Origin of the sequence: Acinetobacter sp. ANC 3929 (assembly GCF_000369405.1) — a bacterium.
In the GTDB taxonomy this organism is placed as follows: domain Bacteria; phylum Pseudomonadota; class Gammaproteobacteria; order Pseudomonadales; family Moraxellaceae; genus Acinetobacter.
Genome location: NZ_KB849999.1, coordinates 565,837 through 585,364, shown reverse-complemented (window position 1 = coordinate 585,364; position 19,528 = coordinate 565,837). Strand labels below are relative to the sequence as shown.

General features: G+C 41.2%; 15 protein-coding genes and 2 pseudogenes. 2 read left to right on the top strand and 15 right to left on the bottom strand.

The window, feature by feature from the left end; translation table 11 throughout:
• Positions 1 to 44: 44 nt before the first annotated feature.
• From F909_RS10180 to F909_RS10200, 5 genes are all read right to left on the bottom strand, one after another.
• The gene (locus F909_RS10180; protein ID WP_005150692.1) at positions 45 to 854 is read right to left on the bottom strand and encodes an SDR family NAD(P)-dependent oxidoreductase; all 810 of its coding nucleotides are present in this window, start codon (positions 852 to 854) and stop codon (positions 45 to 47) included.
• A gap of 112 nt (positions 855 to 966) precedes the next feature.
• The gene (locus tag F909_RS10185; protein ID WP_005150690.1) at positions 967 to 1,422 is read right to left on the bottom strand and encodes an SRPBCC family protein; all 456 of its coding nucleotides are present in this window, start codon (positions 1,420 to 1,422) and stop codon (positions 967 to 969) included.
• 243 nt (positions 1,423 to 1,665) lie between these two features.
• Positions 1,666 to 1,938 carry a hypothetical protein gene (locus F909_RS10190; RefSeq protein ID WP_005150689.1) on the bottom strand — a complete coding sequence of 91 codons (273 nt, stop codon included), beginning with the start codon at positions 1,936 to 1,938 and terminating at the stop codon, positions 1,666 to 1,668.
• A gap of 581 nt (positions 1,939 to 2,519) precedes the next feature.
• The gene (locus tag F909_RS10195; protein ID WP_005150688.1) at positions 2,520 to 3,968 is read right to left on the bottom strand and encodes an NAD-dependent succinate-semialdehyde dehydrogenase; all 1,449 of its coding nucleotides are present in this window, start codon (positions 3,966 to 3,968) and stop codon (positions 2,520 to 2,522) included.
• Positions 3,965 to 5,275 (bottom strand): 4-aminobutyrate--2-oxoglutarate transaminase, encoded by a 1,311-nt coding sequence (locus F909_RS10200; protein WP_005150687.1) that lies wholly within the window; start codon positions 5,273 to 5,275, stop codon positions 3,965 to 3,967. The genes F909_RS10195 and F909_RS10200 overlap by 4 nt, the downstream gene beginning before the upstream one ends.
• Positions 5,276 to 5,438: 163 nt before the next feature.
• Here F909_RS10200 and F909_RS10205 point away from each other — a divergent pair, with 163 nt between their 5' ends.
• Entirely contained in the window at positions 5,439 to 6,947 is a 1,509-nt protein-coding gene (locus F909_RS10205) for a MocR-like pyridoxine biosynthesis transcription factor PdxR (RefSeq protein WP_005150685.1), read from the top strand.
• A gap of 70 nt (positions 6,948 to 7,017) precedes the next feature.
• Here the strand turns inward: F909_RS10205 and F909_RS10210 are convergent.
• The 4 genes and pseudogenes from F909_RS10210 to F909_RS10225 form a co-directional block, all read right to left on the bottom strand.
• A pseudogene (locus F909_RS10210) lies at positions 7,018 to 7,254 on the bottom strand (Lrp/AsnC ligand binding domain-containing protein); the annotation flags it as partial.
• Positions 7,255 to 7,364: 110 nt separating this feature from the next.
• Complete coding sequence (locus F909_RS10215) at positions 7,365 to 8,756, bottom strand: amino acid permease (protein WP_005150679.1); 1,392 nt, start codon at positions 8,754 to 8,756, stop codon at positions 7,365 to 7,367.
• A gap of 97 nt (positions 8,757 to 8,853) precedes the next feature.
• Positions 8,854 to 10,419 carry a CoA-acylating methylmalonate-semialdehyde dehydrogenase gene (locus F909_RS10220; protein ID WP_005150678.1) on the bottom strand — a complete coding sequence of 522 codons (1,566 nt, stop codon included), beginning with the start codon at positions 10,417 to 10,419 and terminating at the stop codon, positions 8,854 to 8,856.
• 59 nt (positions 10,420 to 10,478) lie between these two features.
• The gene (locus F909_RS10225; RefSeq protein ID WP_171067288.1) at positions 10,479 to 11,861 is read right to left on the bottom strand and encodes an omega-aminotransferase AptA; all 1,383 of its coding nucleotides are present in this window, start codon (positions 11,859 to 11,861) and stop codon (positions 10,479 to 10,481) included.
• A gap of 96 nt (positions 11,862 to 11,957) precedes the next feature.
• Between F909_RS10225 and F909_RS10230 the strand changes: the two genes are divergently transcribed.
• Entirely contained in the window at positions 11,958 to 12,905 is a 948-nt protein-coding gene (locus tag F909_RS10230) for a LysR family transcriptional regulator (RefSeq protein ID WP_005150674.1), read from the top strand.
• Positions 12,906 to 12,945: 40 nt separating this feature from the next.
• Here F909_RS10230 and F909_RS10235 read toward each other — a convergent pair whose 3' ends face one another.
• The 6 genes and pseudogenes from F909_RS10235 to F909_RS10255 all read right to left on the bottom strand — a co-directional run bounded on the left by F909_RS10235 (position 12,946) and on the right by F909_RS10255 (position 19,522).
• Positions 12,946 to 14,313, bottom strand: a complete 1,368-nt coding sequence (locus F909_RS10235) for an MFS transporter (protein WP_005150669.1) — start codon at positions 14,311 to 14,313, stop codon at positions 12,946 to 12,948.
• A gap of 84 nt (positions 14,314 to 14,397) precedes the next feature.
• Entirely contained in the window at positions 14,398 to 15,684 is a 1,287-nt protein-coding gene (locus tag F909_RS10240; RefSeq protein ID WP_005150667.1) for a DcaP family trimeric outer membrane transporter, read from the bottom strand.
• 251 nt (positions 15,685 to 15,935) lie between these two features.
• On the bottom strand, positions 15,936 to 16,676 hold the full coding sequence (locus tag F909_RS10245; protein ID WP_005150665.1) for a class I SAM-dependent methyltransferase: 741 nt from the start codon (positions 16,674 to 16,676) through the stop codon (positions 15,936 to 15,938).
• A 24-nt stretch (positions 16,677 to 16,700) separates the two neighbouring features.
• Positions 16,701 to 16,927, bottom strand: a pseudogene (locus F909_RS21545) (biotin synthase); the annotation flags it as partial.
• A gap of 170 nt (positions 16,928 to 17,097) precedes the next feature.
• Complete coding sequence (locus F909_RS10250) at positions 17,098 to 18,792, bottom strand: AMP-binding protein (RefSeq protein ID WP_005150663.1); 1,695 nt, start codon at positions 18,790 to 18,792, stop codon at positions 17,098 to 17,100.
• Between the two features lie 112 nt (positions 18,793 to 18,904).
• Positions 18,905 to 19,522 carry a TetR/AcrR family transcriptional regulator gene (locus F909_RS10255; RefSeq protein ID WP_005150661.1) on the bottom strand — a complete coding sequence of 206 codons (618 nt, stop codon included), beginning with the start codon at positions 19,520 to 19,522 and terminating at the stop codon, positions 18,905 to 18,907.
• Positions 19,523 to 19,528 lie beyond the last annotated feature (6 nt).

Here is a 19,528-nt window from a genome sequence, read left to right as displayed (position 1 = left end):
AAAGCAGCTTTAGCTGCTTTTTTCAAATTTTCATACTTCAATCATCACAATTGATCTGTCTTCAATTTACTTTTTAAGCGCTTATCCATTAACTGAAAAAGCGGTCGGGACAGATTCATCATCCATGTCGGTGCTGTATTTAATAAGGCATTTGCAACAAGGCCCGTTTTGCTGCTGACACGATAAGATTTTTCTTCTATGGCTTTTACAATCCACCCCGCTGCGGCAGGTGTATCTAGCATTTTCATATGTTTATAAATAGCCGTTTTAGATGACATTGGTGTTCTGACCATTGGAAAATAAACAATACTGACATCAATTCCTTTGCCTTTGAGTTCCATCGAAAGTGAACGAGAAAAAGACTCAAGTGCCGATTTACTGGCCAGATAGGCTGAAAATAAAGGAATGGGAACTTGCGTTGACATGGTTGAAATATTAACGATATGACCCGAAGCATTGGCTAGAAAATGAGGTAATAAATGCAGTGTCATATTCACTGCTGCAAAATAATTGATCTGCATGGTGCGTTCATAATCATGTAAGCGATCAAGCGATTCCAAGATTGGACGTCTAATAGAGCGAGCTGCATTATTCACTAACACATCAATCTTTTGATGTTCAGACAATATTTTATCTAAACATGCTTTGAGCTGCTCAGCATCAGTGATATCTGCTGGATAAATAGAGACTTGCCCCGCTTGAGCTTGAATCGTAGCCTGAATCTTTTGTAATTCATCAGCACGACGCGCAATAAGACAAACCGTTGCTCCTGCTTGAGCAAGTTGAATCGCTGCCTCTGCGCCAATTCCACTTGAAGCACCCGTAATAATGATCGTCTTTTTGCTTAAATTCATGATGTGTCCTTAAATACAATATTGCTGAAATTCTGATGCAGAATATCGAATAGCAGTAATTTCAGATTAATTTTTGTCCATTTTTTTTGTTAAAATGCCATGTCGTAAAAAGTTATAGCGCTTTAATCTTAAATTGATTCATTTGAGTTGCAATTTTTTTCAAAACATATGTAGCCGAAGACTTAAGCTGTATAAGTGCAATGTTTGTAACGAAAGGAATCTTGCTATCCAACCAAATGCTATAGGTTAAATTTGTACATTCACCAACCTGCTCAAATTCCAATCGGCCTAAATGATAAGAAAACAGACTATTTTTTAACATTTTATATTCAATCAATTGATTTGACATGCTTTGGGTAATTTCTTCTTGGATCGGTTTTAAAGGACCTATTCCCATTTTTCGAATTGAACCGATCCCATCAGTATTATGAGCATCGTTAGAAGTTTTTATCACTACGGATTGCAGCGGCCACAACACTGTATTGAATGTTCGGTGTTTAGAAAAAAGTAGAAAAATAAAGTCGATAGGTGCATTAAAAGTTTGCTTCATGACTACACATCTAGGCATCGGATCTATTCCTTTTCAAAACATGCTCCATACACGGTTTCTTTAACCATGAAATTGATGTAATGCCCCCTTAGTATTGGATAAAACTTATCAATTCAAGTTTAACCATGGATTTTTACATCTAAATTTTGGAACTATTTAATTTTTTAAGTATAAAGCCCTTGCCTGATATAACTTGACACTTTGCTTAATTTTTTGACTTTGCGTGCCATTTTCAACCTATAAAATATAAAAAGTATGGCCTTACTTGGTTGTACACTCGCATGCACCAAACATATTGTATACAAAATACACAGGTGCATCTTCGGGGTAAACATCAATATCTTTAACCATATATAAAATACTACCACTCAGCACAATAAGCAGATCTTTATTTCGGCTAACAACAGCACCTTTCTTTATTGTCTTGTTTATATTATCGACATTTTGTATAAAAAAAACTTTTCGACCTGATTTAATATGACTTGGAATAATCTTTTTGTACAAACCACAATTCTTGCAAATCCATTTCTTCACTATCAAATCTCAAAAGATAAAAGAGTCATCATATTAAAAATAAAGAAAGATGAACCAACATTAAAAACACTAAAAATTAACACCAAGATCTTTTTTCTGCACACAAGAAAGCATTAAAAAATATAAACACATATGAGACATAAAACAAAAACAGATTGGGACAAAATCCCAAACAAACAACAACTCTCCCACAAATAAAACTATAATCAGATAATAAAAGTATAGAGATTAATTTTATGTCTTAAATTTAGAATATATCTATACTTATCGTAAAACGATTAAAATATCTTTCTCAGCAAAAAAAATAAACTATTATGTAGCAGAGAAATATTTCACCCACGGATTTTATTATAAGTAAAAATCAAAATATTAGCTCAAATACGAGCTATTTTTTTGAAAAATTTAAATAATAACGAATATAGATATGAAGTTAAAAAATTATTTAATTCACTTAAATTGTATTAATTATAGAATAGAAAAAAATTACAACACTTCTATTCTTATTCACAGCGTATCGATTTTAATCATAAAAAAGACCTAAAGCGCAGATTCTGCACATTTAGGTCTTTAACTTCTGTTATTTATGAAATATCAACGCACATATATTTCAGTTCGAGATATTCCTCAATGCCGAATTGAGAGCCTTCACGGCCTAGACCTGATTGTTTAATTCCACCAAAAGGCGCAACTTCATTTGAAATCAGTCCAGTGTTCACACCAACCATCCCATATTGCAGGGCTTCACCTACACGCCATTGACGTGCTACATCTTTGGTGAAGATATAACTGGCTAAGCCGAACTCGGTATCATTGGCCATTGCTATAGCCTCAGCTTCTTCATTGAAACGGAATAAAGGAGCCAATGGGCCAAAGGTTTCTTCCTTAGCAACCTTCATCTCCTGTGTTACGTCTCTTAAGATAGTCGGTTCAAAGAAGGTTTTACCCAATGCATGTGGTTGACCACCGACAACAATTGAAGCTCCTTTACTACATGCATCGGCAATATGTAATTGCACTTTTTCGACTGCGTCTTGGTCAATTAACGGGCCTTGGGTCGTACCATCTTCCCGCCCGTCACCAACACGAAGTTGCTGTTCAACCGAAACTTTCAAGCGTTCACAAATCGCCTCATAAATCCCCGCTTGAACATAAATACGGTTGGCACAAACGCAAGTCTGTCCACTGTTACGGAACTTGCTAACCATAATGCCTTGCACTGCACGCTCGACATCCGCATCATCAAAAATAATGACAGGTGCATTGCCGCCCAGTTCTAGTGAAAGTTTTTTAATAGTTGGCGCACATTGTTTCATTAAGATACGACCAACATCGGTTGAGCCTGTAAAACTGAGTTTACGTACCGTATCACTTTCACACAGGGTTTGTCCGACTGCTACCGCATCACCACTAATCAGGATAAATAAATCCGTAGGTAAACCCGCTTGCTCAGCAAGAACGGCTAACGCATACGCAGTTAATGGCGTTTGTTCTGCGGGTTTAACCAACATCGAACAGCCAACAGCCAAAGCCGGTGCAATTTTTCGGGTGATCATGGCTGCTGGAAAATTCCACGGGGTAATTGCTGCGGTCACCCCAATCGCTTGCTTAAGTACAATCAAACGCTGTTGAGATTGAACTGGGGTTAACACAGAACCATCAACACGGCGCGCCTGTTCCGCAAACCAGCGAATAAATGAAGCAGCATAACCAATTTCGCCACGTGCTTCGGCTAACGATTTGCCTTGCTCTGCCGTCAGAATCTGCGCCAAAGCTTCACGATGTTGTAAAATCAACTGATACCAAGCCAATAGAATGTCAGCGCGGACCAAAGCCGTTTGCTGCTGCCATTGTGCTTGTGCAATGGCTGAACGAGCAATAGCGGCTTCCACATCAGCTTGATCTGATATTTTAACCCAAGCCAAAGCCTGCCCTGTAGCAGCATCATCAACGACAAAGTGCTTTTCTGTCGAAGCTGCATCAAAGCGAATATCTGGATGCTTTAATAAAGCCTGTAAGCCAAAATCAATCATGCTTCAGCTCCAGCACGCTTTTGCGATGCAGGTTGTTGTGCAGCAATACCATCTTGAATAATCACCAATGCTTGATTGAACTGAACTTCAGGAATGGTCAATGGATACAAGAAACGAATCACATTGCCATGCTTACCGCAGGTTAAAAGCAATAAGCCCTGCTCCATTGCATATTGCTGAATGGCTTTAGCCACTTCTGGTTTCGGTTGACCCGTTGCATGATCACCAAACTCAACCGCAACCATCGAACCCAAAGCACGAATATCAATGATATCTTTGGCATGTTTCTGGGCTGCTGTGAGCATAGCCACTAATTCTGCGCCTAAAGTATTGGCACGCTGACATAGTTGTTCATCTTCAATCACGTCAATCACGGCATGGGCTGCTGCAATCGCCAGTGGATTGCCTGCATAAGTACCACCTAAACCACCTGGGTTTGGTGCATCCATCACTTCGGCACGACCGACAACACCCGACAGTGGAAAACCGCCACCTAAGCTTTTTGCCATCGTAATCAAATCAGCTTTGACGGGATAATGCTGCATAGCAAACAATTGACCCGTTCGTGCAAAACCCGTTTGGACCTCATCGGCAATTAACAGAATACCGTGTTCATCACAAATCTTGCGTAATTGCTGCATGAATTCTACAGGTGCGACATTAAAACCACCTTCACCTTGTACAGGTTCGAGCACGATGGCTGCGACATCATGTGCTGCAATATCCTCACTAAAAATTTCTTCTAAACTAATCAAGGCATCTTTAACCGTAATACCTTTAGAAGCAACAGGATAACGTGCATGAAATACCCCTGCCGTCATCACACCAAAGTCACGTTTATAGGGTGCTGTTTTCCCCGTCATGGCCATGGTCATAAAAGTACGACCATGAAAACCGCCGCCAAATGTAATAATACCGTGACGACCTGTCGCAGCACGTGCAATTTTCACTGCATTTTCAACCGCTTCTGCACCCGTGGTAAAAAATGCTGTTTTTGCAGGACCCTCAATAGGTGCTCGTACATTGATACGCTCAGCCAGTGCTACATAACTTTCATAAGGTACAATCTGGTAAGCCGTATGCGTAAATTTATTCAATTGCTCAGCTACAGCAGCAATCACTTTCGGATGACAATGTCCTGTATTTAAAACGGCAATTCCACCCGCAAAATCGATATATTCATCGCCTTCCATATCCCATAAAGTCGCATTGCTCGCGCGTTCAGCATACCATTGGCACATGACTCCAACACCACGTGGTGTTGCTTGCTGTTTACGAGCATTTATTGCAATATGCTTTGCATCCATTTTTTACCTCTACACGACTAAACAATAATCTTTTGGGGCATTTAAACGGCTTCATCGAAAAAGAAACTTGCTGAAACAACGTTAAAATGCGCTATAGGTACCTAATGTGTACCTTTTGTAGGGAATAGACGAGAGCCATTTTAGGACTAAAGGAGAGAGCCAATTGCGTACCTTGTTGGGCGACTACCTGTTACAGCACTTACAACAGATCAGTGAAGGAACCTTACCTGCTCGGGTTTTTCACTGTTTAAGAGATGCCATTTTAGAAGGGATTCTTGCACCCAATACTCGTCTGCCTGCTTCCCGTGATTTGGCCAATGAGCTACATGTTTCACGTAATACCATACTCAATGCCTATGAACAGTTACGGGCTGAAGGTTATATTCAGGCACATACAGGTCGAGGCACTTGGGTTTCAGAAAACCTGCCTGAAAGCTATACTCAAGTTGGTACAGCCCCCATTCATCCTGCAACAACTAAAATCGATCCAAATGGCACACTCTCCAAACGTGGCACAAATTTACTTCAACATGCAGCAGCCTCCCCTTATCAATGGGGAGCTTTTGTGCCTGGTGCACCTGATGTCACAGAATTTCCGCATACTGAATTTAATCGAATTAAGTCCCGTCTAAGCCGCCAGCCTGAAATTGTTAATTTAATTTATAGCAATGCTGGAGGATGTACTGAATTACGTCAGGCACTGGCGGACTATCTGCGGATTGCCCGCTCAGTCAATTGTGAAACTGACCAGATCATTATTACTGAAGGCATCCATCAGGCGGTTGATCTAGTATCGCGTGCTTTGTGTGATTTAGATGATCATGTCTGGATTGAAAACCCCGGCTATTGGGGTGCCAAGAATATTCTGCGTATCAATGGCTTAAATATTATTCCTATGCAAGTTGATGTGGAAGGAATTATACCTGAAGAGCAACCGTCAACTCCCCCCCGTCTGATTTTTGTCACCCCCTCACATCAGTATCCTTTGGGTTCGCACCTTAGTTTACCTAGACGTAGGAAATTGCTTGATCTGGCTAAAAAACATAACAGTTGGATCATTGAAGATGATTACGATAGTGAATTCCGTTTTTCGGGTCAGCCCTATCCATCTTTACAGGGATTGGAAGACAATCCACCCGTGATCTATATTGGTACTTTTAGTAAAACGATTTATCCCGCCTTACGTATTGGTTATATGGTTGTGCCCAAACAATTGGTACAACCTCTACGCACCATTTCGGCTGAGCTATATCGTGGTGGTCATCTATTGACTCAACGGGCCTTGGCCGAATTCATTCGTGAAGGACACTATGCAGCACATATCAGACGAATGCGTTTGCTCTACAGCAAACGACGTAAGTTCTTGATTGAATTGATTCACCGCTATCTGGGTGATGTATTTTTACACGAATTTAATCATGATGCTGGCTTGCATTTAGTGCTGAAGTTACCAGAACATGCCAATGATATTGAAGTCTCAGCACTGGCACTTTCTCGTGGCGTCAATGTTCGTCCACTCTCTCAATATTACTCTGGTACAGATACGCCAATTCAACCCGGTTTATTGCTTGGATTTGCCTGTGTTCAGGAACAGGATATGACGTTTGCTTTTAGTATCTTGCGTCAATGTTTAATCGAAAATGGCATTGAACTTTTTCCAGAGAGCCGTTGATCACACAAAATCGGGCTTGGTTAAGGAACGATAGCAACTAAACCAAGTCAAGCCTAACCAATCATCCAATTTAAAAGCAGCAATCCAAACTGACTTTGACGCGATCTAAAATGATTAAGGGTCGATAGATATTAACGTCATTATTCTCTGCCAAATGCCTTCTCACCAAAGTTTCAAAATTCGATAAGTTACTGGAAATCACAATGATAAAAGAAACACCGCCATTAACGAAATAGCATTGTTGAATTTCATCGACTGCCGCTAAATACTGCTTTGCCCGATCCATAACCACTGAACAATCTTCAGATTATTGGTATTACGATTGTTATGACCGCTTGTGCAAGTTGCTCATATTTCTTTTATAAAAAATCAGGCCTCAGCATTTAAACAAAGACCTGATGCTTTTTTAAATTTGAATTAGTCTACAGGTACTGCGACTGGCCTATTACTTTTCTGCTTACGCGTCACAATCAGACCGCAGATCACGACACCTATGGTTACACTCAAGGACAATGTTGTTTCATGACTATATTGCGGTGATAAGAACATATATCCCAACACGCTCATAATCACGATAATCACAAACCATGTCAGCCAAGGAAATAGCCACATTTTAAAAGGAACAGTTGCCCCCTCTTTTTCTAACTTGCTTCTTAATCGTAACTGAGAAAATGCGATCACCAGATAAACCAATAGTGCAATTGAACCCGTGGTTGAGAGCAAGAAACCAAAGACTTGACCTGGAAACAGATAATTGACAGCGCAGCAGATGACACCAACAAAAGTCGATGCAAATACAGCAATCGTGGGTACACCTGCTCCATTAATTTTAGTAACGAGTTTGGGTGCTTCATGACGTGCACCCAATGCAAACAACATTCGGGAAGAGGTATATACAGCTGCATTCATACAACTTGCAACAGCAATAAATACCACGGTATCCATAATCAGCTTGGTTTGTGGAACATTGAGACTGACCAACACATACTGAAATGTCCCTAATTTCTGTAAGTCTGGCGAACGCCAATCGACCAAGGCAACGGCAAGAAAAATAGACACCACAAAGAATAAAATAATACGATAAAGCACCAAATTGGTGGCTCGTTTAATCTTTTCTTCTGGATTTTTAGATTCTGCTGCCGCAATCGACAAAATTTCAATCCCAAAGAATGAAAATGCAGAAATTAAGATGGCTGATAAAACCCCACCCATCCCATGTGGCATAAAGCCACCATTTGAAAATAGATGACCAACACCACGAACATCTTTGGCTAGAGGCCAAAATCCAAAAACTGCTGTTAAACCAATCAAAATAAATACAATAATTGCAATCACTTTGATTAAAGCAAACCAGAATTCAAACTCACCAAAACTTTTGGTGCTAAAGAAATTCGCCAAACTCAGCAGAATAATAAATGCGAAAGCATAAATTGCACTGGAAACCTGTGGAAACCAGGCATGTAGAATTTCAGCACCCGCAATCGCTTCGATTGGGATGACTAAAACCCAAAACCACCAATATAACCATCCAATACTAAAACCAGCCCAAGGGCCAATTGCTTTACGTGCATAGGTGGAAAATGAACCTGTATCTGGTTGTGCAACGGCCATTTCACCAAGCATACGCATGACCAGAAAAACCAGAATACTGGTAATGATATAAGCCAATACCGCAGCGGGCCCTGCTTTGGCAATTGCAGCAGATGAACCGACAAATAAACCTGCACCAATAACTCCACCAATACTGATCATCGTGATATGGCGGTTGGAAAGTCCTTCACCTAATTTTGTTGTTTTATCACTATTCATATTTTATTCCTTAAAAATACGTATCAAACCGTTAATTACATTTTTCAAGTCCTACAAAAATAAAAAAGGAAAACTGGTTGTTTTCCCTAAGTGCAAATTAATTTAAAGTTGGCATGGCAAATTGTTTTGCCTCACGAATTTGTGCCGATGGCCAACGTTGTGTAATCGTTTTACGGCGCGTATAAAAACGTACCCCATCTGGACCGTAGGCATATAAATCACCGAATAATGAACGTTTCCAGCCACCAAAACTGTGATAAGCAACAGGAACTGGCAGCGGCACATTTATACCGACCATTCCCACTTGAATATTGTTGCTAAAATAACGTGCTGCTTCACCATCACGGGTATAAATACAGGTACCATTACCATATTCATGCTCATTGATCAGTTGCATAGCTTCTTGCATGGTTTCAACACGAATCACTTGTAATACAGGTCCAAAAATTTCTTGCTGATAACTGGTCATTTCTGGTGAAATTTGATCAATCAAAGTCGGCCCAACAAAAAAACCGTTTTCATAACCAACAGGTTTGGCATCACGGCCATCGACCACAATTTTAGCACCTTGTTGCTCTGCACTTTGAATATAAGCTTGTACTTTATCTTTATGTGCTTGCGTAATGAGCGGGCCAAAGTCGTTACTGGCATCAGCATAATGTCCAAACTTCAATTGCTGCATTTCTTGCTTGAGCTTTGCGATCACTACATCGGCAACTTCATCACCAATAGCGACGGCAACAGATAACGCCATACAACGTTCACCCGATGAACCAAAGGCGGCACCCAGTAATGAGGTCACTACATTATCAATATCAGCATCAGGCATGATAATGGCGTGATTTTTTGCACCCCCCAGCGCCTGACAGCGTTTCCCAGTCGAAGTCGCCGTACGATAGATATATTCGGCAATCGGCGTTGAACCGACAAAACTAATCGCTTGAATCTTTGGATGATGTAATAAAGCATCTACCGCTTCTTTGTCGCCGTTCACCACGTTGAATACGCCATCAGGTAATCCTGCCTGCTGAAGCAATTCAGCTAGATATAATGCGGCTGAAGGGGCCTTTTCAGATGGTTTTAAAATAAAGCAATTACCGCAAACAATTGCCATCGGGAACATCCACAACGGCACCATCGCTGGGAAATTAAAAGGTGTAATTCCTGCAACTACCCCTAAAGGCTGAAATTCACTCCAAGAATCAATATCTGGTCCAACATTTTTTGAATATTCACCCTTTAAAAACTCTGGTGCACCACAGGCATATTCCACATTTTCAATGCCACGCTGTAATTCACCTTGGGCATCGTGACAAATCTTGCCGTGTTCCTGTCCGATCAGCTCACACAGCTTCTCAGCATTTTCTTCCAGTAATTGTTTAAACTTAAACATTACCCGTGCACGTTTAATCACAGGCGTATCACGCCATGCAGGGAACGCCTGCTCTGCAATCTTTACCACCTGATTGACCAATTGCATATCTGCTAGGGCAACTTGTTTGCTAATTTCACCGGTTGCAGGATTATAGACCGCTTGTTTTCTATCGGACGTCGTGACCAAAGCACCTTGAATGAAATGCCTAGCCATTTGAGTTACTGATGATGTTTGACCTGAATCTGGATTGCTGAACTGATCTTGATTGAAATGTTCTAAATTATTCATTTGTATTCCTTCTCTCTGTATTATTTTCCATGTACTTCGAACTGTGTTACAGCTAAAACTTATTTCACTTGATATAGGGTCTCACCCACAGCATTCATCAACCGTGATAATTGAGCTTCAGTACTATTAAACATTGGGCCAAACTGAATAGTGTCTCCGCCAAAGCGTACATAGAAACCTGCTTTCCACAACGTCATACCAATTTCAAATCCACGAATGGTGGCATCGCCATCTCGTGGTGCCAGTTGTAAGGCACCAATCAAGCCACAATTGCGAATATCAATCACATTTGGTGTACCTTTTAACTCATGCAGCAGCTTTTCAAAACTTGGCGCTAAGGCCGCAGATTGAGTAATCAAGTTCTGTTTTTCCAGTACATCTAAAGTGGCTAAAGCGGCCGCGCAGGCAACGGGGTGCCCTGAATAGGTATAACCATGGGTAAATTCAACCGCATGTTCAGGCAAGTCTTGTTGCATAAAGGCATCATAGATTTCGTGGCTTGCAACAACGCCGCCTAATGGAATGGCACCATTGGTAATTTGTTTGGCGAAGGTCAGCAGATCAGGCGTTACATCGAAATATTCAGCCGCTGTCCATGTGCCCATACGGCCAAAGCCAGTAATCACTTCGTCAAAAATCAGCAGAATATTATGTTGATCGCAAATTTCTCTCAAGCGTTTTAAATAACCTGTGGGTGGCACAATACACCCTGCTGAGCCTGAAACAGGCTCAACAATCACAGCGGCAATATTCGATGCATCATGTAACTCAATCAGTTTGAGCATTTCATCGGCCAGCTCAATGCCTCCCGTTTCGGCACAGCCTTTGGTAAAGCTTAGATGCGGTTGCAAGGTATGCGGTAAATGATCAACATCCATCAATTGACCGAACATTTTACGATTACCACCAATCCCGCCTAGGCTTGTGCCTGCTACGTTGACGCCATGATAGCCGCGAGCGCGTCCAATCAGCTTGGTTTTACTCGGTTGGCCTTTAATACGCCAATAAGCTCGTGCCATTTTAACGGCAGTATCTGCTGACTCAGAACCCGAATCCGTAAAGAAAACATGCTGTAGTTTTTCTGGCATGTGCTGCACAATTTTTTCAGCCAACTGAAAAACCAAAGGATGTCCAAACTGAAATGCGGGTGAATAATCCAGTTTTGCCAATTGTGAACTGACTGCTTTTTGAATTTCAGACAAGGTATGCCCTGCTCCACAGGTCCATAAACCTGACAAAGAGTCATAAATCTCACGCCCAGCAGTATCAACTAAGTGCGCTCCTTTTGCAGCTACGATGATGCGTGGGTCTTTGTGAAAATTACGATTGGCAGAAAATGGCATCCAATGCGCTTGATAATTTAAGCTCATTTGAATATCTGACGGACTCGCTTCCATTGCCTCATCTCGGTCATTTGAGGTATCGATATCAAACATAATCACTCTTCTTGTTTTGGGGTTATGCTTGGAGTGTACAGAGCGATATAGTTTTGATAAATTCAAATTGTCTTGAGTTTAGATATAAAAAAGCAAAACTAAATGAAACCGAAAAAATTAAATCAAGTGACTGATTTTGATATAAAACTTCTCAAAATATTTAAAACGGTATGTGATTGCCACAGCTTTAGCTCTGCTGAAAGTATCCTTGGCATTAGTCGCTCTGCGATTAGTCTGCATATGAGTGATCTGGAAAATCGGCTTGGTATCCGACTGTGCCAACGAGGGCGAGCAGGCTTTGCTTTGACAGATGAGGGGCGGGAAATTCTGGAATATATCGAAGTGCTTAGCGCTTCGATTGAAGACTTCCGTGCCAAAATCAATCAAATGCACAATCAGCTCAAAGGTGAGTTTAATATTGGGATTATCAACAATTTGGTGACTATGCCCAGTGCCTATATTACCAATACCCTTGCTGTATTGGCCGAAGAAAACAAAGAAGTTATGATTAATATCAGCATGAGCACCTTGTCTGATATTGAATGTCGTGTTTTAGACAATCGCTTACATGCAGGTGCGATTCCTTTGGTTACGCCTCTATCTGGACTGGATTATTTTGATTTATATCATGAAAAATCTTTTCTTTATTGCGGCAAAAACCATCCTCTATTTCAACATTTAGGTGAAATCAATACAGCGGATTTAAAAAACTGGCAGGCTGTTTTGCCTAACTATGCGATTACTGCTGAAGCAACCCAATTACACCAGTTACTAGACTGTTCAGCCACCGCAACTGACCGTGAAGGTATTGCCTTTCTGATCTTAACAGGAAAATTTCTTGGTTTTTTACCCGATCATTATGCGAGGAAATGGGTGGAAGATGGTTTTATGCAACCCATTTTACAGGATGTGATGCATTACAGTACTCCGATCTGCCTGATCACCCATAAAGGCAAAAACTACAATATGATTCTAAAAACCTTTATGAACATTTTAAAAACCAGAATCATGCCGTTGACTTCGCCAAGCAAAGGAATACAAAGTCGATGAACTGAGCCCATCGACTTTCTTGTATAAATAAGAATGACGACTATGCTTCACCAGTCTCAGCAATATTCGATGCTGCATTCACTGCACTTTTACTGCCGCTATCGGATTCATGCTGTTTCAACATCAGTACAGCAAAAATTGCAATGATGGATGGTATAACGATCATCACAAAGTTCAGCTTATGCGGTAAACCTAAAGTCAGTAACATGCCTGTTAGAATCGGCCCGACGATAGCGCCAATCCGCCCAACCGCAGAAGCACAGCCGATCCCTGTCGAGCGTACGCTTAAGGGATAATATTGTGCTACATAACTATACAGCAGAATTGAAGTCCCAATGGTTGCAGCCCCTGCAATCGTTACCAAGCCATATAAAATATAGGCTGGAGAGTTATAGCCAAGTCCAACCAGTGCAAATACCCCTGCCACAAACATGGTTAAAATGACTGGTTTTAAATGGAATCTATCAGAGAGTATTCCACCTAAGATTGCCCCGATCATGGCACCGACATTCAACGCCAACAGGAATAGGATACTTTTACCCAATGAATAACCTGCTGCCAGCATCAGTTTTGGCAACCAACTACTCAATGCATAAACCATCAGCAAACACATAAAGAATAATAGCCAAAACATCAAGGTACTTAAAGCACGGCCATGCTGAAATAAGGCTTTTGCTGAACTGCCTGTGCCCAGATTATCCTTATTCAAACATAAGCGTGTATCAGTACTTAATGCCTGATCTGGTGCGATTTTTTGGATAATGGCATAGGCTTGTTCAGTCTTGCCACTTTTTACTAAAAAGGTCAGTGACTCAGGCAAAAATTTCCATAAAATCGGTAATAGTAATAATGGAATACCAGCAATCAAAAACATGATTTGCCAGCCTTGGCTTTCTACCAGATAGCTTCCTAACAGCGCTGAAATAATTCCGCCAATGGCATAACCGCTAAACATACTCCCGACCAAAGTACTGCGCATCCGCTTTGGTGCATATTCAGTGGTTAAAGCCACTAGGTTTGGCATGACGCCCCCTATCCCCAAACCGGCTAAAAAGCGTAACATCCCAAACTCAAACGGAGTGGATGCAAATGCGCCCCAAAAGGTAAAACCACTAAAGAAAGTCACACAAATCAAGATTACATTTTTGCGACCAATTTTATCTGCCAAAGCCCCGAATAGCATTGCACCAAACATCATGCCACATAAGGCCGTACTGGCCAGCATACCCGCCTGTACTGCTGTGAGTGACCACTCCTGCATCAATACGGGTAAAACCACACCGTAAATGACCAGATCATAACCGTCAAAAATAATAATGAGTAAGCACCAAAGCAGAATGCTCCAGTGAAAAGGGGTAAATTTTGCTTGGTCAATAATTGCATTAACATTCAACGTCGATGTTGCCATTTAATCATCTCCTCTATGAGATAAATTCTTGTTTAAAACGACATACTGCACCCTAAAGAAAAAACAGATTATTCAAGGCCTTGATTAAAAATCGTAACTCGCCATCATATTGAAGCGGTTATCAATTCCTTTACGCCCCTCAAAAGTTTCACGCTCGCCATAGACGTATTCCACCCCCAAAGTGATTGGTTTATACGGGTTATACATGGCATTGATCCAACCTTGCCAAAGTTCTTTATTTTGAGTCAGGTTGGTTTTCTGGATTTTGGCAAAGGTGCTGTCATCCTTGGCTTTCATATAGCCATAACCCAAGGTTGAACGAAGCTGTGAAGTAAATTGATGAGTTAAACCTGCTGAAATGGTATCGAATTCATTGCTCTGAATATGATTTTTGTCATCAATCACATAACTGTTATTGGTCCATAACAGAAAACGACCATCGCCTTTGACGTGGTAATAATCCGCTTTTAAGAAGGTTTTTGGCGTTAAATGGTATTTGCCTCCTAGCCCCACACCCCATGCCCATTCTTCGTCATTACTGGTTTTTTTCTCAGCCATAAAGGTTCGGCCAGACACTAAGGAACCATTCTCAAATTTATGATTCAATCGCCCTACCAAAGCAGGCAAACGCATTTCATTATCAGGGTCAGAAGTTGCGTTATATTTTGGATCCTCTATCGCTACAGCAAAACTGGTATTGGCTGATAGATTGTCGCTATAACGAACCAACGGAGAGCGTTGTAATGCACCACCGACATAAGTCCCTGCATCAATCGTTTCTGGATAATATTCAGGGGCAATAAAAGTTGACCACGTCTGACCAATCAACCATTTATCAAAAGTTAAATAAGCATGGCGAATACGGAATTGATCACGTGTGCTGCCACCAAAAAAATCCATTTCCAACTTGCCACCGACATCACCTGCGGCGGTCGGCGTTTTAAAATTCAAACCTAAACGGGTGACATTGACCGTTGAATGCAAACGATCTTTTTGTTGAGCTTCCTCGGCAGTATGTTCCAGTGGTACGCCACTGATATTGTTATACATGGTTGATGCTCCTTTGGCCTGATAAGAAGCATCAGCACGGATATAACCATATAAATTGACTTCAGCCCCGCCTTTGCTGATATTTAGTTTTGGCGCCTGTGTTTCAGCCACTTGCGGCGTAGCAGCAACGGTGACTGGAGCCATCGACTGGGTCGGAACAGGCTGTTTTACATACTGTTGCAGCATCACTCGCAACTCTTGAACCTCCTGTCGGAGCTGGGCAATTTCAGCACTTTCAGTCCCTGAATAAGCAGAGGACATCGCGCTTAACACTGCAATAGCCAAAATGCTTTTTTGTACCGTTAAAATAAAATTTTGCATTGAAATCAATTTCCTTTTCAACTGACCTTAAAACCCGTTTTAAGATCATTCTTCGTTTGTGTTTTATCCTTTGTCGTACAGAAGTACCACATCACATTTTTTATTCTTAAAACTTCAACCTATTGATTTATCTAATTTTCACCTCCTATTTCAATAAATAGCCACTTTTTTTAAAAACAGCAGAGCCTAGCAGCGGCAATTGCAGCCACTGTTAAAAACTTCAGTTAAAAGCTAAAAATTAAGTTGCTGTTCTAATGTTGAATTCCTTGTTGAGTGATAACAGCCTTGCCAGAATGTTCCGAGATCAAGATATCGTCCTGTTTTTTCTGGGCAATCAGTCCCTGATAGGTTAAAACTTGGCTAAAACAATGCACCTGTCTAAACCCCGTGCCGCAAAGAAGTTGCTGATAAGCGTCAAAAGAGAGTGTAAAAAAGTCTTGTCCCAAACGCTCCATCATGGCTTGGCTCTGTTCTAAACTTAAACCATTGCTTTGACATAGCAGTGGCAATGCTTGAAATTGTAGAGGGCCTTCAACTGTCATTAAATCGTAAGTGATTAGAAGTCCTTCGGCTTTTAAGCGCTTTGAAATCTCAGCAAAAAAATCTGATTTCAGCTCGTGTGGAACAAAATGCGCAACCAAGATCGACAGTGCTGCATCAAAACTTTGTTGCTGAGTTAATGAAGCTGTTTCACCATGAACAAATTGCACCCGATCTGACTGACCCAGTGCCTGAATCAGTGCTTGTGCTTTCTGCAACATACCCAAAGAAGGATCAACAGCCGTAAAAGTCCAAGTCGGATGCCTATTCAATAAATATTCAAGTTCATAGCCTGTGCCACAACCGACAATTAAAATCTGTGCATTAGAACTTAGAGCCGACTGTAAAAGAGCATCGACTTGTTGATGCATCAGCTCATAACCTGGAATCAGTCGGCGGATATGATCATCATAGCGTTCCACCACTTTCTGACTGTTAAAATCTTTGGCCATTTGACCCTCTCTTGGTTAAAAGTCTTAAACGGTCAGCATCGCATCGACTGATAACTGGCTAACAGAAGGTTTGCTCGCTTCTATTTGTAAGCTTAGTTTTTGAAATCAGGCTTGATCATGACTTTCACCCATATTGGCAGTAATTAATAAATTTTCACCAGAAAAAAAGAATTAGCAGCTGCCATAAATGCCAAGGCTTGATCGGAATCCGTTAATGCTTCACGCTCAGCCGAGAGTCGAATGTAACTGTTGTGCCTAAAAGCGTAAATCCAACAAAGACAGCTCACATAAAGCCTGTATTTCAGTACATGACCAATCCTTTCTGATCTTCATTTTTTGATCCTGACATCATGTGTTTAAATAAAACCCGCAGCATCAAATTTTCCTCCATTGTCTATGTACACAAAGGAGGAACACCATTTTAATCAAAAATTTCAGCAGTCAAATTCAGCTCCACCCGCATGATTTCCTGCAATTTAAATTTTTGTGCTTTGCCTGATGCCGTCATCGGGAACTCATCAAAAAATTTAACGTAACGTGGCACTTTATTATGTGAAATATGCTCTTTGCAGAAACGACGGATACTGTCTTCATTGCTTTGATGATGCTCGTGCAAAATGATGCAGGCACAGAGCTCTTCACCATAGCGCATGTCAGGCAAACCAATGACCTGCACATCGCAAACATCTGGATGGGTATATAAAAAGTCTTCGATTTCTTTTGGAAACAGGTTTTCACCCCCGCGAATCACCACATCTTTAATGCGGCCTTTGATTTTGACAAAGCCTTCACTGTCCATTTCAGCAATATCACCAGTATGCATCCAACCCGCTGCATCGATGACTTCTTTGGTTTTTTCAGGCTCATCCCAATACCCTGCCATGACCGAATAACCTCGGACACAGAGCTCACCGAGTACGCCTTGCGGAACGATTTCACCTTCTAAATCAACAATTTTAACTTCTAAATGGGGATGAACATGTCCTACAGTACTGACCCGTTTATCAATTGAATCATCGATATAGCTTTGTACGCTGACAGGGGAAGTTTCAGTCATACCATAACAGATGGTAATTTCCGACATATGCATACGGTCAATCACACGCTGCATAATTTCTCTTGGACATGGACTGCCTGCCATAATGCCAGTACGCAAACGGCTCAAATCAAATTCAGTGAATTGCTCATGTTCCAAAATGGCAATAAACATCGTTGGCACGCCATAGGCCGCCGTACATTTTTCCTGTTCAATAGTTTTTAAGGTTTCTAATGGATTAAACACCGAAGCAGGATAAACCATGGTTGCACCGTGTGTGATACAGGCTAGATTACCCATCACCATGCCAAAACAATGGAATAAAGGCACCGAGATACAGACTCGATCCTGTGGGCTTAAACCAATACCTTCTCCAACAAAATAACCATTATTCAGAATATTATGGTGCGTCAACATGGTTCCTTTCGGATTGCCAGTCGTTCCTGAGGTAAATTGAATATTGATGGTCTCATCAAACTGCAACTGCTTGGCTAAGCGCTGCAACTCATCGAGCTGAGATTGATTTGGAGTCTCAAGTAAATCAACAAAACGATATATACCTGTATGTTGCTGCTCATCAATTTTGATCACATATTTTAAATGTGGTAAACGGGCTGAATGGAGCACTTTATCGGAGCTAGATGTCAGCTCAGGTGCAATCTTGCTCAATAATTCTTGATAATCGGTGGTCTTGAACTGTGAGGCGATGATCAAGCCTTTGCAGGAGACTTTATTGAGTACATATTCCAGTTCATGACTTTTATAGGCGGTATTCAGATTCACCAAAATAATACCCGCTTTGAACGCAGCAAATTGGGTCACCGTCCATTCCACACAGTTGGGCGACCAGATCGCCAATCGGTCCCCTTTTTTCAAACCGAGCTGGAGCAAACTACAGGCAAAAGCATTCACCTCATGTTGTAGTTCTTTATAACTGAGGCGTCGGTTCTGATGCGAACTGACAATGGCCTCTTGCTCTGCATAGAGTTGGCAGGCCTGATCAAATTTATCTCCAATCGTCATCCCCAACAGGGGCTGCGAGCTGGTTCCAGAGGCATAGCTTAACCGTACGTGTTGCATTGAATCATTCTCCTTGATTCTTTTTAATTCTGTTCTTACCTGATCTAATTGTTGTTACTGCAACTACTCTTCAAACTGCCTGTTGTTGTGATGTTAAACCATTCTGTCTGCCCTACTTTTTCTGTACTGCATCCACACAAAAGTCAGCAATCTGTTTGGAAAAATAGTCTTTGTGCGTCTGATCAAACTTGGTATTTTGAGCTGGATCTAAAGGTTCAACCACCACATAGGTCATTGCCCCGACCACACACATGGCTGTTGTATTTAAGTCATCCAGAACAAACTCACCACTTGCATTTCCATCTGCAAGGATTTTTTTAATACTTTGTTTAATCAACTGCTTTACCCGAAAACGCTCATGTTCAACGGTTGAATCCACCGGTTCAAACATGAGTGAATATGCCAGCTGAGGACTATTGAGTGCCCGTTTGACAAAGGTCGCAACTGCTTTATGCAATTTCTGTTGTGCGGTCAGATCACTTTCTGTGATGGCATCAATCACCAACAACTCGGTATTGATGGCTTCAGACAAAACTTCAATCAGTACCTGACTCTTATTGTCAAAATAGCGATAAACCAGACCACTTGAGACCCCTGCTTGCTCAGCAATGGTTTGTATCTGTGCGTCTTTGAATCCCCCCTCTGAAATTAATTTTCTGGCTGAACTCAAAATCGATTTACGATTTTGCTCCATCCGCTCCTGCATTAAAGTTGATCGTTTATAGCTCATAAATTT

Bases quoted from the DNA above. Each gene is read 5' to 3' on its own strand.
- F909_RS10235 (WP_005150669.1), bottom strand. From the start codon at position 14,313: ATGGCAACATCGACGTTGAATGTTAATGCAATTATTGACCAAGCAAAA.
- F909_RS10195 (WP_005150688.1), bottom strand. From the start codon at position 3,968: ATGATTGATTTTGGCTTACAGGCTTTATTAAAGCATCCAGATATTCGC.
- F909_RS10185 (WP_005150690.1), bottom strand. From the start codon at position 1,422: ATGCCTAGATGTGTAGTCATGAAGCAAACTTTTAATGCACCTATCGAC.
- F909_RS10200 (WP_005150687.1), bottom strand. From the start codon at position 5,275: ATGGATGCAAAGCATATTGCAATAAATGCTCGTAAACAGCAAGCAACA.
- F909_RS10250 (WP_005150663.1), bottom strand. From the start codon at position 18,792: ATGCAACACGTACGGTTAAGCTATGCCTCTGGAACCAGCTCGCAGCCC.
- F909_RS10220 (WP_005150678.1), bottom strand. From the start codon at position 10,419: ATGAATAATTTAGAACATTTCAATCAAGATCAGTTCAGCAATCCAGAT.
- F909_RS10215 (WP_005150679.1), bottom strand. From the start codon at position 8,756: ATGAATAGTGATAAAACAACAAAATTAGGTGAAGGACTTTCCAACCGC.
- F909_RS10230 (WP_005150674.1), top strand. From the start codon at position 11,958: ATGAAACCGAAAAAATTAAATCAAGTGACTGATTTTGATATAAAACTT.
- F909_RS10240 (WP_005150667.1), bottom strand. From the start codon at position 15,684: ATGCAAAATTTTATTTTAACGGTACAAAAAAGCATTTTGGCTATTGCA.
- F909_RS10245 (WP_005150665.1), bottom strand. From the start codon at position 16,676: ATGGCCAAAGATTTTAACAGTCAGAAAGTGGTGGAACGCTATGATGAT.
- F909_RS10180 (WP_005150692.1), bottom strand. From the start codon at position 854: ATGAATTTAAGCAAAAAGACGATCATTATTACGGGTGCTTCAAGTGGA.
- F909_RS10255 (WP_005150661.1), bottom strand. From the start codon at position 19,522: ATGAGCTATAAACGATCAACTTTAATGCAGGAGCGGATGGAGCAAAAT.